16 protein-coding genes are annotated in these 14,998 nt (G+C 47.2%); 2 read left to right on the top strand and 14 right to left on the bottom strand.

Going from position 1 to position 14,998, the window contains the following annotated elements:
* Positions 1–30: 30 nt before the first annotated feature.
* The 5 genes from GJ688_RS07700 to GJ688_RS21530 form a co-directional block, all read right to left on the bottom strand.
* Complete coding sequence (locus tag GJ688_RS07700) at positions 31–645, bottom strand: hypothetical protein (RefSeq protein WP_155475975.1); 615 nt, start codon at positions 643–645, stop codon at positions 31–33.
* Between the two features lie 256 nt (positions 646–901).
* Positions 902–1,417 (bottom strand): 4Fe-4S dicluster domain-containing protein, encoded by a 516-nt coding sequence (locus GJ688_RS07695; RefSeq protein WP_155475974.1) that lies wholly within the window; start codon positions 1,415–1,417, stop codon positions 902–904.
* A 12-nt stretch (positions 1,418–1,429) separates the two neighbouring features.
* Positions 1,430–3,340 (bottom strand): anaerobic carbon-monoxide dehydrogenase catalytic subunit, encoded by a 1,911-nt coding sequence (cooS, locus tag GJ688_RS07690; RefSeq protein WP_155475973.1) that lies wholly within the window; start codon positions 3,338–3,340, stop codon positions 1,430–1,432.
* Positions 3,341–3,357: 17 nt separating this feature from the next.
* Positions 3,358–4,455: an NAD(P)/FAD-dependent oxidoreductase gene (locus GJ688_RS07685; protein WP_155475972.1), complete on the bottom strand. Its 1,098-nt coding sequence runs from the start codon at positions 4,453–4,455 to the stop codon at positions 3,358–3,360.
* Positions 4,456–4,460: 5 nt separating this feature from the next.
* Positions 4,461–4,625 carry an FAD-dependent oxidoreductase gene (locus GJ688_RS21530; RefSeq protein WP_407928945.1) on the bottom strand — a complete coding sequence of 55 codons (165 nt, stop codon included), beginning with the start codon at positions 4,623–4,625 and terminating at the stop codon, positions 4,461–4,463.
* A gap of 199 nt (positions 4,626–4,824) precedes the next feature.
* Between GJ688_RS21530 and GJ688_RS07680 the strand changes: the two genes are divergently transcribed.
* Positions 4,825–5,343, top strand: coding sequence for a heme NO-binding domain-containing protein (locus GJ688_RS07680; protein ID WP_155475971.1), 519 nt, complete (start codon positions 4,825–4,827; stop codon positions 5,341–5,343).
* Positions 5,344–5,402: 59 nt separating this feature from the next.
* On the opposite strand, the gene GJ688_RS07675 is transcribed toward GJ688_RS07680, so the two are convergent.
* From GJ688_RS07675 to GJ688_RS07635, 9 genes are all read right to left on the bottom strand, one after another.
* Complete coding sequence (locus tag GJ688_RS07675; protein WP_155475970.1) at positions 5,403–6,806, bottom strand: SpoVR family protein; 1,404 nt, start codon at positions 6,804–6,806, stop codon at positions 5,403–5,405.
* A gap of 218 nt (positions 6,807–7,024) precedes the next feature.
* Entirely contained in the window at positions 7,025–7,378 is a 354-nt protein-coding gene (locus tag GJ688_RS07670) for a hypothetical protein (RefSeq protein WP_155475969.1), read from the bottom strand.
* 133 nt (positions 7,379–7,511) lie between these two features.
* Entirely contained in the window at positions 7,512–8,417 is a 906-nt protein-coding gene (locus GJ688_RS07665; RefSeq protein WP_155475968.1) for a diguanylate cyclase, read from the bottom strand.
* Between the two features lie 414 nt (positions 8,418–8,831).
* Positions 8,832–9,560 (bottom strand): P-loop NTPase, encoded by a 729-nt coding sequence (locus GJ688_RS07660; protein WP_155475967.1) that lies wholly within the window; start codon positions 9,558–9,560, stop codon positions 8,832–8,834.
* 152 nt (positions 9,561–9,712) lie between these two features.
* Positions 9,713–10,375: an amino acid ABC transporter permease gene (locus GJ688_RS07655; RefSeq protein ID WP_155475966.1), complete on the bottom strand. Its 663-nt coding sequence runs from the start codon at positions 10,373–10,375 to the stop codon at positions 9,713–9,715.
* Between the two features lie 15 nt (positions 10,376–10,390).
* Positions 10,391–11,044 (bottom strand): amino acid ABC transporter permease, encoded by a 654-nt coding sequence (locus tag GJ688_RS07650; protein ID WP_155475965.1) that lies wholly within the window; start codon positions 11,042–11,044, stop codon positions 10,391–10,393.
* A gap of 68 nt (positions 11,045–11,112) precedes the next feature.
* On the bottom strand, positions 11,113–11,940 hold the full coding sequence (locus GJ688_RS07645) for an ABC transporter substrate-binding protein (RefSeq protein ID WP_155475964.1): 828 nt from the start codon (positions 11,938–11,940) through the stop codon (positions 11,113–11,115).
* Between the two features lie 65 nt (positions 11,941–12,005).
* Positions 12,006–12,752 (bottom strand): amino acid ABC transporter ATP-binding protein, encoded by a 747-nt coding sequence (locus GJ688_RS07640; protein ID WP_155476101.1) that lies wholly within the window; start codon positions 12,750–12,752, stop codon positions 12,006–12,008.
* A gap of 61 nt (positions 12,753–12,813) precedes the next feature.
* A complete protein-coding gene (locus tag GJ688_RS07635) occupies positions 12,814–13,914 on the bottom strand; it encodes an HD-GYP domain-containing protein (protein ID WP_155475963.1) in 1,101 nt (366 codons plus the stop codon).
* A 267-nt stretch (positions 13,915–14,181) separates the two neighbouring features.
* Between GJ688_RS07635 and GJ688_RS07630 the strand changes: the two genes are divergently transcribed.
* Positions 14,182–14,616, top strand: a complete 435-nt coding sequence (locus tag GJ688_RS07630; protein WP_155475962.1) for a CBS domain-containing protein — start codon at positions 14,182–14,184, stop codon at positions 14,614–14,616.
* The last annotated feature ends 382 nt before the right edge of the window (positions 14,617–14,998 follow it).

The following is a 14,998-nucleotide window of genomic DNA, read 5'->3' as shown; positions in this document are numbered from 1 at the left end:
TTTTCATGAATCATTGTTAACTTTAAAAAGTCAGCTGCCAGGAGCAACGATTCTCAATGGATTTGTACAGAGATTCCCTAGGTATTCGGCTCGCGAGAAAGACCAACGAAACCAGATCGTGCTCTCTACATCCCACCCTATGAGGTTATAGGGATATCCATACTTCGTCTCTGACAACCCTCGTTCGGTCAGATGGACGGCATCATAATCTCGGCTGATCGCTTCAAAATCCAACTTCGCCTTCCCCATCGGCAATTCACCACAGAACAACGAATAGATTTCACTAAATCTTTTAGCAGGGATAAATGGACCGTTCCAGGCGGGATTGACATGATACCTACAGAGCAGTTCTTCAAAGTCATAATAGCCATCGATTCTGTATATCCGTGCATCGGGGTTGGCTGTAACGATCCAAGCCTCTAAAGCCGTTCCCTTCCAATAGGTCTCATTCGTATAAGAAAAAAGAACCCAATCAGACATGAGGGTCTCATGATAGGTTGAAGTCCAAAAACCGCCGAAAGGTTTGTTTTGAGGCGTATTGGTGACGGGATTGATTTTGGCAGGGTCTAGCGGCGAACGTCCGAGCCATAACTGATGCGGTAAGATCGTAGGACAAGCCGAATATCGACGTTCTACCACTGCCATAAAAACACCCCTTATCTCCCTTATTCTTAGTGCTTAGTTTGCCCAGAATGCATCTATTCGCAATATTCTGCCTTTTTATTCAAATCCCTTTATTTCATCAACAAAAGGTTTTGCCACATATTCAATCCGTCTAGCGACAACAAAAATGTATAACGCACCACCGTTAAATCAAGAAAAAAGCGCTTAAGAACCTAATGGATTAAAATTCTTAAACGCCCTATTGTTCAATTTTTATTACCTAAGCAACTCTGATACTTTAAGAGTTATGATTATACAACTGATCTATTTTGTTTTTTGCATTCCTGATGGCTTCTGCCTTCAAATCATCCACTTGCCAGTAGAGCAACGCTTTAGTCGGGCACGCTTGAACACATCGGGGGATTTTATGCTCACGCAGACAGTCTTGATCACACTTAATCGGTTTATGAGTTTCCTCGTCTTGAATGATAGCACCAAAGGGACAACTCATTATACACATCCAACATCCATTACATTCAGATGGCCCATCTTCATTCGTCACAATGCCGTCATTACGGCGATGCATGGCACCGGTTATGCAGTAGTCAATGCAAGTCGCGTTGGTACAATGGTTACAGTTCAAGGGGACCTTTTTTCCTGGCACCTGATGGACTTGTATTCGTTTTTTGGGAAGTTCTCCGGCCAAAACCGCTTCGACAACCGATCTCTTTGTACTGTGAGCCACAGCACAGGCAAGTTCGCAAGCTTTACATCCGATACACCGTTCTACCTTGGCAACTATCTTTCCTGCCATCGTCATCCCCCCCTACCAAAGACGGGTCAAAAGCCCAAGACCTGCTCGGCGCTCTTGAATAGCCAGAAACAGTTTTTTCGCAGCTTCCGACGGATTTGTCTCCACGATAAAATACCCGCCTGTAATTTCCCTAATATCTTTGGTCAAGGTTTTAACCACTTGTTTAGAACCCGCAACAGGCGGAACCATTCCAAGGTGCGTGGGGAGACCGAGCGCGACGGCGTAAGTCCCGATAGAAAAAGCTTTTTCCGTCTTGTACTCGGGCGCTGAAGCAACAACAGGCAGCATATCCGTATCTACACCCAATTTTTCCGCGATGGCAACTGCAATATCAACAGCCCGAGAATTATCTACACATGATCCCAGATGCAAAACAGGTGGAAGAGGCCCCTCTAACCCATTGGCCTCTCCGATTGCTGACAAGACATCCTTCATCCCATCCCCGGCGTAGGCCTTTGTCGCCTCTCCATTCATAAAACCGAGGCGACCGAGTGACCCGGCGCCACATCCTGTAGCTAACAGAAGCACATTTCGCTTTGCCAGTTCCTTCGCCATAATGATATAGTTTTCATCTTGACGAACCTTCACGTTATTGCATCCAGCAAACAAACATATCCCCTGTATGTTTCCATTTACGATATTATCAATCAAAGGCTGTAATGGTTCTTCTTGGTTCAACTTGGCAAGAGCAGCGACGATCGCTTCTTTGGAAAAACCGGCAACCACCTTTTCTTTATACCGGGGTATCTGGTACAACCTCCCAGCTCGTTCTTTAAACGCTTCTATCGCGAGCCGGAGAATCTCTTTCCCCTTTGCCCATGCACCTTCCTCGTGAATTTCAATATGTATCGCTCCTGGAATTTTGGCCATGGACATGGTCGTAATCACTTTCGTCGAATAACAACCGGCTAAGGTCGCGATGGATGGATATACGCATTGATAGTCCACCACCATCGCGTCGAGGACACCAGTGAGGATAGGTAGCTCTTGAGACACGGAGTGAGTACAGGATGGCACCCCATGTCGCATGAGCACTTCACTGCCGGTACAACAGATGCCGACGAGATTTATACCTGTCGCACCGGCCATTTTTGCCTCTTCTCTCATCTCTCGCGATACTTGAACTAACAAATCCGAAAGGACCGGATTGTGACCATGAAGTGCCACATTCACCTGTTTCGGATCCAACACAGCCATATTCATTTCGGAAATTACGGGAGCAGGGGTTCCGAAAAGAATATCAGATAGATCGGTTCCCATGCGGCACCCAGCATAATCGGCAATTCCTGCAGCTATACTTCCTAACAATAGGTTGTTTGCATCAGCATCTACACCAAGAGTCGTACGGTGCATCATTTCCGCGATGATGGAATCGATGCCTACAGGGTTGACACCAAATTTATTCCACAGTTCCGCTCGATTTTTCGTGACCGTCCGATTTGCAAAACCGATCGGAGTATTTCGTTCGGAAAAATCCTCCAGTGCCACTTCCGCCACCGAGCGGGCGATCTCCTTAATTTCTTTTCCTTCTACCTCAATCCCATGACGCTGGGCGACGGCCAAAAGCTTTCTCTCATCTTTTACCGGATAATCAGGCGCTTTCCCATCGGCCCATTTTTTTAGCACATGAGCCAAGTGTTTGGAGTGCCCTGAATGTGAGGCAGTTCCAGCGACAATAGACCGGGCCAAGTTGCGAGCAACTAACGTATCTGCATCAGCGCCACAAACACCTTTGCGAGGTCCATCTCCAAAAGGATCGATTCGACAGGGGCCCTGAGTACAATTCCGACAGCATAGACCTAACTCTCCAAAACCACATTGGGGCTGTTGGAAATTTAAGCGGTCCCAAGCAGTTTCAATTTTATTTTGCAAAGCCACTTCTAGCATCTCTTGTACAGCTAAATCAACGGATCTTGTATCCATACCAACACTCCCACCTTTTACGTTAAACGAGTCAAAATGGTTTTCAACACATTTCCTCGCAGCAAATCCTTGGCGTAGTGACGAACAGGCAACCCTCGAATGATCAAATTGGCATAAGGACCCGCTTGGTCTACATCCCCTACTAGTGCTGCCCCAACTAATCGAGGCCCTTTAAAAACCAAGTAGCGGTGAGCACAGGGAGATTTCAGACTCGGTCCTCCTTTAAAAATCTCCACGTCCTCACCCTGCGCGTCTATATGTCCCACCGATACCACAGGTATCCTGTTAAATTCTGTGGCATTCATCCGGGTCAGTCTCGGAATATACCGTTGTAGCGGTTTCCCCCGCATAGCCGCGAGTGCATTATAGCCTGCTACACGTCCCTGCACCGATGCTAATGACCACAAGGCAGAAGTCGTAAATTCGCCCGTTATCGGATCTTCTACTTCGATCACGTCGCCAGCGGCAAATATGTTCTCTCTGCCTATCGACAGAAAAGGCTCGACTAGAAGGCCCCGATTTTGTTTCCCTCCAACCGCTAAAGCCAACTCTTGATTCGGAGTCACACCTTTTCCCACGACCGCTAATTGAGCGGATAACCGGCTGCCGTCTTCCAAAATGATTTCTGACAGTCCCCTTCGCCTGTCTCCCTCAAAGGCAATAGGATTGACGCCAAAAACAAACTGGAGTTCCAGCTTTTCTAGTGCTCTTTTGACAATTTCCGCAGATAGGGGATCCAGTTGACGGCTGAGGATTTGCCGCGATTTGATCACCACGGTCACTTTTTGAACGCCCCGTTCTTTTAGTGCCGCAGCAGTCTTCAACGCGATAAGACCGCCTCCAACGGTTACTGCGGAAGATACTTGATCACATCGACGTACAATGGCTTTCGCATCATCATAGGTTCGTAGTGTAAAGACGCCGGGTAGATCATCGCCGGGAATATTCAAACTGGATGGCCGAGCACCTGTGGCCAAAACCAAGCCGTCGTAATTCAAGGAAGTTCCATTTGATAAAAGGACTTTCCCCTGTTCAGAGCATATTTTTTCAACTCGTATTCCTAGAAGTTCTTTTATATTTAGTCTTTGAAAGTGATCAGACTTCCGGATTTGCAATCCGGTTAAGTCTTTTTTTTACCCGATATTACCTCCCGGATTACACATCGGGAATAGGAAGCGTACGGTTCAGCAGATACCATAGTCACGTTAACGGAGGGATCCATTTGGCGAACAGTTTCTGCAGCCGCAACTCCTGCGGCACTGTTACCGATAATAAGAATGCTCACTGGATTCAACCACCCTTTCGTGCAAAAAGTCGTAACCAAAAATTTGAATACACCTATTTCCTCTTTCTACACTAAGGTTGCTTTTACCTTCAATTAAAAGAGGCAAAAAAATCTTTATTTTCCTTAATTTGTTGCCCCATCTTTAACCTATTAGTGTATATTATTATATATATAAGGTAATAAAAGGAGGCGCTTTTTCTTGAAGGGTGTCATACTAATGTGCGTAAAAGAATTGGTTCAAAAAAACTTCGGAGACAATAAATGGGAGGAAATTCTTCACCAATCGGGAGTTCCTCGACAAATTTTCGTCCCCATGGGAGATATTACAGATGAGGACACCATGAAGGTAATCACGACGGCTTGCACCGTTTTGCACCTATCTCTCCAACAAGTAATCGACGCCTTTGGTCATCATTGGTCGACCCTATTTGCCCCAAAGATGTACCGCCTTTATTTTACGGGTGCGAAAAGTTCAAAAGAATTCTTGTCAAAAATGGACTCCGTCCATGTAACTATGACCCAGCGTATGAATGGTGCGAAACCACCGCGCTTTAAGTACGAATGGCAAAATGACAAAACCGTTATAATGACATACTCCTCACAGCGGGGACTTATCGATATTGCCATCGCTTGTATTCATGGAGTCGGCGAATATTACAAGGAAAAACTTCAAGTTACCAAAATGGGCAGCGATAAAATCAAGATTGTTTTTCCATAATTGCTAGAACATACATAAGTTAAGCCGGGGAAGATAATCCCCGGCTTTTTTCGCTATGCTCAAAGATATTTGCGCTGCACCTTTTCCCCGTTAAAACTAAAGAGAATCTTCTTTCCGTCTATGATCGTCTCCAGGTTTACCGTCTTGCCCCAGAGGGTATAAAAGTGAGGCAGCGTCCTTTCCAAATAAGGAATATCCAGTTCTGCACTCTCAAAGGCATGGCGGATCAACAGTTCCCCACTCCGGTTGTAATCACCATCATCTACATATAAAACCGGTATTCCTCCGTTGGTCATCCGGTTGACCATCTCATCGCGCACCTTTTCCCAGTCCTTCTCGACGATCTGCCATTGGTTGCCTATCTTCTTATAGACGTATAAATCCATCTCATCGACCAGTTCTTTGGTCAGGTAGTTGCGGAGGAAGGATTGATCTGTTTCAATCTCCCGGACTTCGAAGATTTTTTCGCGGTTCCAGCGCTTATCGATATCCTCAAAAATCTTCAGTCCCAAGTAATAGGGGTTGAGCGACGTCTTAGACGGCTGCACCACCTGGGCATGCATCTTGGCGAATTCCCAGGCATCTTCCTCATTCATATCCATCTCTCGTAAGATACGCACATGCCAAAAACTTGCCCAGCCTTCGTTCATGATTTTTGTACGCATTTGAGGCCAGAAATAGAGCATCTCATCGCGCATGATCGATAGGATATCGCGTTGCCAATCTTCCAAAAAGGGACTATGGTTCATCAAAAAGAGCATGATATCCTTCTGCGGCCGTTCCGGTAATCTCCGATTCGGCTCCTTTGCCTTTTCATCATTCGTACCTGTTTTAGACGCCTTTGACGGTGCCTCTTGTCCCGAATGATGATCCCTTTCGAGAGAAAACAAATCCTCATAGGCGCTGTCAGGCTGAACTTTCGGCTTTGGCGGAAGAGCGTCTTTCACGGTCCCGTGATGAGGATCGATGTGTTCTTGAATGGCCATCACCGCATCGAGGAAGCTTTCCACTTTATCGAGACCGTGGCGAATCTCGTATTCTCGAATACGGTCTGCAGAAGAGGCCATCGATTCGACCATAAACCTTGACGTCCCGGCAAAGGCAGCATTGTTTTTAAAGAAATCACAATGGGCCAGCACATGCGCCGCCACCAACTCGTTTTGAATGGGACTATTCCCCTCCAATAAAAAGGCGTAGCAAGGAGATGAGTTGATCACGAGTTCATAGATTCGGGACAGATTGTAGTCGTAGGACATCTTTAAACGATGAAAGCTCTTGCCAAAAGACCAGTGGCTAAACCGCGTCGGCATCCCGTAAGCACCGAAGGTATACAATACGTCTGCCGGGACAACTTCGAAGCGCATGTCATAGAAATCCAACCCAAACCCCTTAGCAATATCCATGATGACCGGCAGGGATTTTTCCAACCGCTCCAAGTCTTGTATAGCTTGAGATTTTTCCATTTTGAGGCCTCCTTCTTCCCTATCGTGTCTTTTATATGTCTATGCACATGGGAGGCCTGCTTGCTTCTAAAGAAAAGTTTAAGGGCACACCGGTCACTCAGCCGTATATACTAACGGATGTTTAACAAGAAAAAGCCGGCCTGTTCACTGCTTGAACAAACCGGCTTTTTCCTCATTTTAAAAAGGATATCTCTCCGATATCCTGGCGGTCAAAGGAGCTAATGAAGAGTGCGATCACTGCTCCCGACTTCTCCGTAATATCGAATCCCCCGAGAGATGGTTTCATCGATCAGTTCCCTTAAACTGAATCGGCAGTCCTGAGCCGGGAAACGTTCTATCGCCTCTTCTAGGTAATCCCGGCAGGTCTCCTGAAAAATACCTATCATATCACTCGGTGTGATCTGGTCGACAGAACTAACAAAAGGATGGTGCCGCAAATAGTAGATCCTTGTCCAACCAGCCAAGTATTCGGCTAGGTTCCCACTGTTGACTAACGGAAGCACCTTTTGAAGTAAGGGATGATTCTGAACCTCCCTTGGAACCTCTGGGTGGGAAAATGTTTCAGCCTTCATTCGGGCCACCTCTTTTATACGGGAATTGGGCTACGCAACTTACCTTTTGCCGATGAAACGGCGCAAAGCCCTTATCACTGTAGCTATCCCCGACAAAGGAAAGACTATGCCCATCGGAGAGACTCCCTTACCCTCACTGCCATTCAACCCGGTTACGGCCATTCCGCTTCGCCTGGTAGAGGGCTTTATCAGCCCGGTCGATGAGACTTTGTACGGTTTCATTATGCTTTCGACATTCTGTGATGCCAAAACTCGCCGTCACATTGATCGTCAGTTCATCAGAAATCACATAAGCTTCAGCGCTCACGATCTCCCGGATCTTCTCGGCGAGCACAAAAGCCCCTTTCAGATCTGTTTCGGCTGCGACAAGGGCGAACTCTTCCCCTCCAAAACGGCAAATCGTATCGGTCGCTCTCACCCTTTGATTCAACCGCCCGGCTAGGTTAATCAAAATCTTGTCCCCTACCAGGTGCCCATATGTGTCGTTGATGTGCTTAAAATGATCGATGTCGATCATCATTAAGGCGAGCATGCTGCCAAAGCGGTCAACCCGAGCCAATTCTTCCGTCAATTTTTGATCAAAGTAACGGCGGTTATACAACCCGGTGAGAGTATCCCGTACGGAACCGGCCCGCAAAATCCCTTCTCGACGCTTTAAACTATCAATCGAAATCTTATGCCGGAGGGCGACTTCAATGCGAAGCAATAGTTCTTCATAGTCAATCGGTTTCGTAATATAATCGGAACCGCCTGCTTTGAGACTTTCGAAGCGGTCGCTTTTATTTTCACTGGAAGAAGCAAAAATAATCGGCACATCACTCGTGTCGACATTTTCCTTGAGGCGTCGGGCCAAATCCCAACCATTCAACCGGGGTAACACGATGTCGGCGATAATCACGTCGGGCTGAAAGCTGTCGATCATCGCGAGAGCCATTTCACCATCCCGGGCATTTTCCACCTGAAAACCGCTGCGAGACAGTTCATCCATTAAGATACGAGCTTCCAACGCCGAGTCATTCACGATAAGTATTCTTGCCATCCCCGGTCACCTCCCTTAAGGCCTTGTTTCTTTCCTTGAACATACTCACACTAATCATATATACCAGATTCAGCCAAATCGAACTGAGTATTTTATTCTTTCTTTTTGTCAAAATTCCTTTTTTCTGAAAACAATAATTACTGTTAGTAAAAAAGGATGACTACGGATAGATTGTAAAGGTCGAGATATATGTTGAACTGATTAGACCATTATATATGTCTTTGCATTTTAAAATGGAAAGAGATCTGCATTTTTTGCAGATCCCTTTCCGCCGGCCAGGCAGGCCGGGCTACAATAAGGAGCAGCCATTTCGATCCGCCGTCCCTTTTCGCCTCTCCCACCTGCATCGGAGAGAGGTCGCAGCCGCTATGGCCGTTCCTCTTGATTACATCTTACGCCGTACTTCCGATTTTGTCAATCCTTTTTGTTCGCATTTTCCCATACACTTACTGCCATCTGAAAGACCAGCGGGTGATTGTAATCTTCGATACGGCCTTCTCGAGCGAACTCTGCCAGCTTTTTCGTCCAGGGAAAACATCCCACCACTTCGGAGTCTTCTGCTAATAATTCCTCTTGATCACCAAGGCAAATCAGGGAACTGCAGGAAGGACACTCGGTCTCTCCCCCATTTTCGACGACACCCAAGATGGGCACAGCTCGTCTCGCCAAAATGGACATGACGTTGCGAACCGCCAAGCGGTCTAATTCTCGTTGAGATGTCACCACGACGACGCCTGCCACCGGCAGTTCGTCGAATAGAAATCGGTGAACATCATTAAAACCGGCGGGCATATCGATAAGCAAGACATTCAAAGGAGCCCACTGCACATGAGGTATTACGGCTTGAATGACCTTGTCCGGTGCGTCCGCTGAAAGGTCGACAGGCTTCTCCGGTAATAGTCCCGCTGAAACGATTTGGAGACCATCACGGCTTACGGAGGGATGCAGCTTTCTTCCTCGCCGCTCCATCACCTGGGTCATTCCAAACATCATCGGAATCACTGGTCCGACCGCATCGGCATCTAAAACCCCCGTCTGCAGTCCCGCTTTCGTCAAACCGGCCCCTAAGAGCGCCGTGATGGTCGACGTGCCGACGCCGCCTTTGCCGCTCATCACGGCGATGATCTTCGGTGGGTGGTTCAATCTGACTCACTCCCGGTAAAAGTTATGCTCTATTTTATCAAATCCTGTGAGGCTATCCAACCAGTCAAGGGAAAGCGAAAACCCTCTGCCGAAGGTAAAATTCATTCCGACAGAGGGCCGAGGGCTCATCCTAATCATGATGGCTAACCTCTTTATCCCATTGCCATACGTTGTTCTACCAAACGGCCCAAACGGGACATGGCAAAGTTGATGATAAAGTAGATGCAAGCGACCAAGAGGAGAGTCTGAATCGGATTGTTGTACTCAATAAAGGTCAGTGACGCCTGACCCGTCAGTTCCTGGAGCCCGATAATCGTCGCATAAGAGGTATCTTTCGTCAAGGTGATGAACTGGCTCAAGAGCGGGGGAATCATCTTTCGCAGCGCCTGCGGCATGATGATGAAGACCATCGTCTGCAGGTACGTAAATCCTTGAGAGCGAGCAGCTTCCCACTGTCCCTTGGGGATCGATTGAATCCCGCCGCGAATGATTTCCGCCACTAAGGCCGATGTAAAGATAGTGAAGGCAACGACAGCCGCCCAAAACTTCGATAGGTTGACCCCGATGACTGGCAGCGCGAAATAAGTGAAAAAGATCAGCAAAATCAACGGGAGATTGCGCAAGGACTCAATGTACAAAAATGCCGGATACCGCAAGAACCGGAATTGGGAAATGCGCAATGCACAGATCACCATCCCGAAGAAGAGGCTCATGGCGATACTGACAAGGGCCAGTTCTATCGTCCATTGCAGCCCTTGCATCAGGAATTTTAGATTCTTCGGCTCGAATAAGATCATCCATTTAGACGCTTCCATAGGTCCCCTCCTCTCTTAGGAACTTCGCTGCAACCGCCGTTCCAGTAGGTTAGCGAAGGTGCTAAGCGGTACGGTAATCGTTAAGTACAGCAAAGCGGCGAAAATAAACACCTCAAAGACGATGAACGTATCCGAGGAAATTAAATACGTTTGATACATCAAGTCGGTCACAGCGATCGTGCTTAAAATGGCTGAGTTCTTGACCATATTCACCATCTGGTTGGTCAAGGGCGGCAAAATGATTTTCACGGCTTGCGGCAGGATGACATAGCCCATCGCCTGCAGGTAGTTCATCCCCGATGACCGAGCCGCTTCCATCTGTCCCTTTGGCACCGCCTGGATTCCGGCGCGGAACACTTCACCCATATAGGCGCCAGTGTACACGGCCAGACCTAACGTACCACAGGCTAAGCCGGAGATGTTCAAGCCCATAGCCGGAGAACCGTAATAAAAGAAGAAAACTTGAATAATCAATGGCGTGTTTTGAAAGAACTCTACATAGGCCGCCCCAAAAGCATTGAGCAGCTTAGAGGAAGTAACCCGAAATATAGCGATGACGACGCCGATCGCCAGGGACAACAGCAGCGCATACAGGGAAACTTCCAAGGTAATTCCTAAACCGGATAGATACTTTCCCGAATAGCTCAGCACATCATTCCAGTTTCCCATGCCGGACCTCCTTTCTATAAAAAAGGGGAGTGAAGCCTTCTCCACTCCCCGGCAGACTCATTTGTTCCCTACTTGGGCGGATCTTGCTTAAACCATTTCTTATAGAGCTCAGCATATTTCCCGTTGGCTTTTAGTTCCTTGATAAAATCGTTGACATATTGAACCCACTCTGGATGACCTTTTTGCATACCGAACCCATAGGGTTCTTCTGTAAACAACCCACCGACCAACTCATAGTTGGTATCTTCTTGGAGAAAACCAAGCAAAATAGAGTTATCCGTCGTCATGGCATCAGCCCGGCCTTGCTTGACCGCCAAAAAGGCTTCCGTATATGTGGGGAATTCCAACACTTCTGCACCAGGTGCTTTTTCCCGTATGTTCTTCGCGCTCGTCGATCCTTGCGCCGTAGATACCTTTTTCCCTTTAAGATCATTTATACTTTTAACCGGACTGCCTTTTTTCACCAGCAGAGACTGCCCTGCGAGGAAGTAGACATCGGAAAAATCAACCTGCTTTTTCCGCTCCTCGGTGATCGTCGTGGTGCCGGCGACAATGTCGATTTGGCCGTTTTGCAACATAGGAATGCGTGTTTTTGACTCGACTTTTTCCAGTTTCACCTTGCTGGCATCGCCGAAGATCTTTTTCGCTAATTCCTTCATGACGTCCACTTCAAAGCCTTCCGCTTCTTGGGCACCGGGCTTCAGTTGCCCGAAAAGGGGTACGTCGTTCTTGACACCCGCGATGAGGTATCCCCGGTTTTTAATGGTCTGCAGGTAGTCCCCCGACTGACCCGATGAGGTTGGGGCGCTCGATGACGATCCACACCCTGTTGCGATAGTCCCCATGAGCACGATGGAACAGACAAGAGCGACCCGCTTGGCCCACTTTTTGAGCATGTACTCTCCCCCTTAAGAATATGTTTTTTATCACATTCAGCGGCCAAAAAAAAGCGCACTGAATACTACCGCTTTGAGGCTCGTCCTCCCGTAAGAATCTTGCTCAAAAAGAGCTTTGCCCGCTCTTCCCGCGGGTTTGTGAAGAAATGCTCCGGTGTTCCTTCTTCCACGATCATGCCGTTATCCATGAAGATGACCCGGTCCGCCACTTCCCGAGCAAAACCCATTTCATGCGTCACGACGACCATGGTCATCCCCTCTTTGGCCAAGGCCTTCATGACATCAAGCACCTCATTGATCATCTCCGGATCTAGGGCCGATGTAGGCTCGTCAAAGAGCATGATCTTCGGCTTCATCGCCAACCCCCGGGCGATTGCCACCCGCTGCTGTTGACCACCAGACAATTGGGACGGATAGGCTTGGGCCTTTTCCGGAATTCCCACCTTTTCTAAAAAGAAAGTGGCCGTCTTCTCGGCTTCTTCTTTGGCAATTTTCCGGACCTTGATAGGAGCCAACGTGATGTTCTCCAGCACTGTCTTATGGGGATAGAGGTTAAAATGCTGAAAAACCATTCCGATTTCCTGTCGCAACAGATTTATGTTCGTTTTTGGATCATCAAGCCGGAAGCCATCGACCGTCAGTTGACCTTCACTGATGGCTTCCAGCCGGTTGATACAGCGCAACAGGGTACTCTTTCCCGAGCCACTGGGGCCGATGACAACGACGACTTCCCCTTCGCGGATTTGTAGATGGATATCGCGGAGAACGTGCAACTTTCCGAACCACTTGTTCACTTTGTCGAAACGAATCAGCGTCATCGCCCCCTGGATTAGAAATATTTATCGCATAATGCTCTAATTATAACATTATCTTTTAGATTTTGCCGTATAAAACTTGCTCGATAAAGATGTAAGTTTTTTCCTTTAAATGTACCAGGTAGGGGCTGATAAGCTTTTCTCCATGAAGGGTATCGGTGACCAATACGGTCGGTTGCAGCGGGGACTCTTGATAAAACTGAACCACATAACCCTCGTCCCCCGTAGACAATCGCACACGGGTGTTTAACATGAGATCGCGCAGACGGTTCATGAAAGTAGAAACGATATGTTTGTCGAGATGACCGGCAGCGTCTTTATTCAGTATGTCTACAGCGTGGATGTGATCCATGCGGGACCGGTAAGCCCGGTTGGTCGTCAAGGCCGAGTAGACATCGGCTACAGCGACGATACGGGCAAAAAGGTGAATTTGAGCATATTTTAACTTATGGGGATATCCCTGACCGTTACACCATTCCTGATGCTGCAAAATACAGGACTTCTGTTCCTCGGGCAAAGGGATTCCACCATCTTGAAATATTTTCAGCCCTGCTTCCGGGTGGGACTTGATGATCTGGAACTCTTCATCAGTGAGTTTGCCTCTCTTGTTCAAAATGGCATCGGGGATATTAATTTTACCGATGTCATGTAGGATAGCTCCTGCAGCAAGACTCTGTATTTCGTCACCGGAGAGTCCGAGATTCATTCCGATCATCGTGCTTAACAGGCATACATCGACAGAATGGTGTAAGGTGTAATCGTCTGATTCCCACAAACGAGACAAGCGAAGTCCGATTTTCTCATCCTTGGCGATCGCCGAGACCATATTCGATGCCGTACTCCGAATCGCTTCTTCGTTAAAACCATGACCCTCACGCATATCGATAAAGACATCGCGAACGGTTTCAATAGACTGTTCAAAGAGCACCTGTTCCTGATTTACTCGTTTCAATGCCTCGAATTGGTCGGTTAGGGATTCAACAGTCTTGGGCTTCTGACCTGTTAGTATGCCGATCTCTTCCCATTTGAGGATTTGCTTGTATATGGCATCTGTCAGAAAGGTGCCTTTCGGGATCAACAGGCGCCCATCGACGGTAAAGACATCTTTAGCCAATTCTTCCCCGACGTTATATTGTTCCGATACTTTTCGGACATACATGTACCTTCCACCGTCCCCTATTCCATTTTCCTGCTAGAATCGTTCGACAAAAGCAATAGTTTTCCTTTTTTACATAAAAGAAAGCAGACGCGAAAATACCGCAGTTAATCCCCCCTCGCTTTCTCAAACGCATGGAATCGGAAGAATCGACGGTTTTACAAAAGCAGCGATGGTCTTGTATGATTTATAGTATGAGAAAAAAATCTTAAAATTCGTAAAAACAGCTCTCTGCTATGGGTCATCTCCGCTGGAGAAAGGAAGAAAAGGATGAATATCGCCTTTTTCTTGATTCCGAAAAAAGAAGTAGTTCACCTACCCATCACATCGACGATGCGACAAGCGATTGAAAAAATGGAATATCACCGTTATACTGCCGTTCCCCTGATCGACCGTGAAGGAAAATACGTAGGGACGTTGACTGAGGGAGACCTGCTCTGGAAATTAAAAAACACACCCGGTCTCACTTTTGAAAACATGCACCGCCTGTCTCTGACAGAAGTCCCTCGGAGGATGAACAACAAGCCTGTTCATATCTATGCACAGATGGAAGAATTGGTTTCTTTGGCTGTTGAGCAGAACTTTGTACCCGTAATGGATGATCGCGGGGTCTTTATCGGAATCGTCCGGCGTAGAGAAATTATGGAGTATTGTGCGGGGATGTTGGAGACTCGAAATTTCGGTAAGACCGTTTGTTCTTCCTAAAGGACCAAAAAGGTCCTTTTTTTCTTTTCCATTGCAAGGATAAGGGGCCTGTTTTGTATAACTAAAGCTTCAATACCTGGCAGAAAGTGCAACGCACACTGGTCAATTACCAGTGCGCGTTGACAAAGATGACTTTATGGATACTTCACAGTCAGCGTCACAGCAGAAGCTTCTTCAATACTTCCAACTCGTAGAAATCGGTGAAGTCTCTGTGCGAGGCATGGTTCAGCCCGTCAAAATTTACACTTTACCCGCTTATAACGTTGATTCATTCGTGTTCGGTTAACTAGTAATCGCATGGTAATAAATGTTATTTAAAGGTTTTTTCATAATTATGTCGAAAGTATAAGTAGAATAATGCTTATGTTGGAGGCATCAATAA

The sequence above is a fragment of the Heliobacterium mobile genome, assembly GCF_009720735.1.
In the GTDB taxonomy this organism is placed as follows: Bacteria; Bacillota; Desulfitobacteriia; order Heliobacteriales; family Heliobacteriaceae; genus Heliobacterium; species Heliobacterium mobile.
This window is presented reverse-complemented; position numbering and strand designations above follow the sequence as displayed.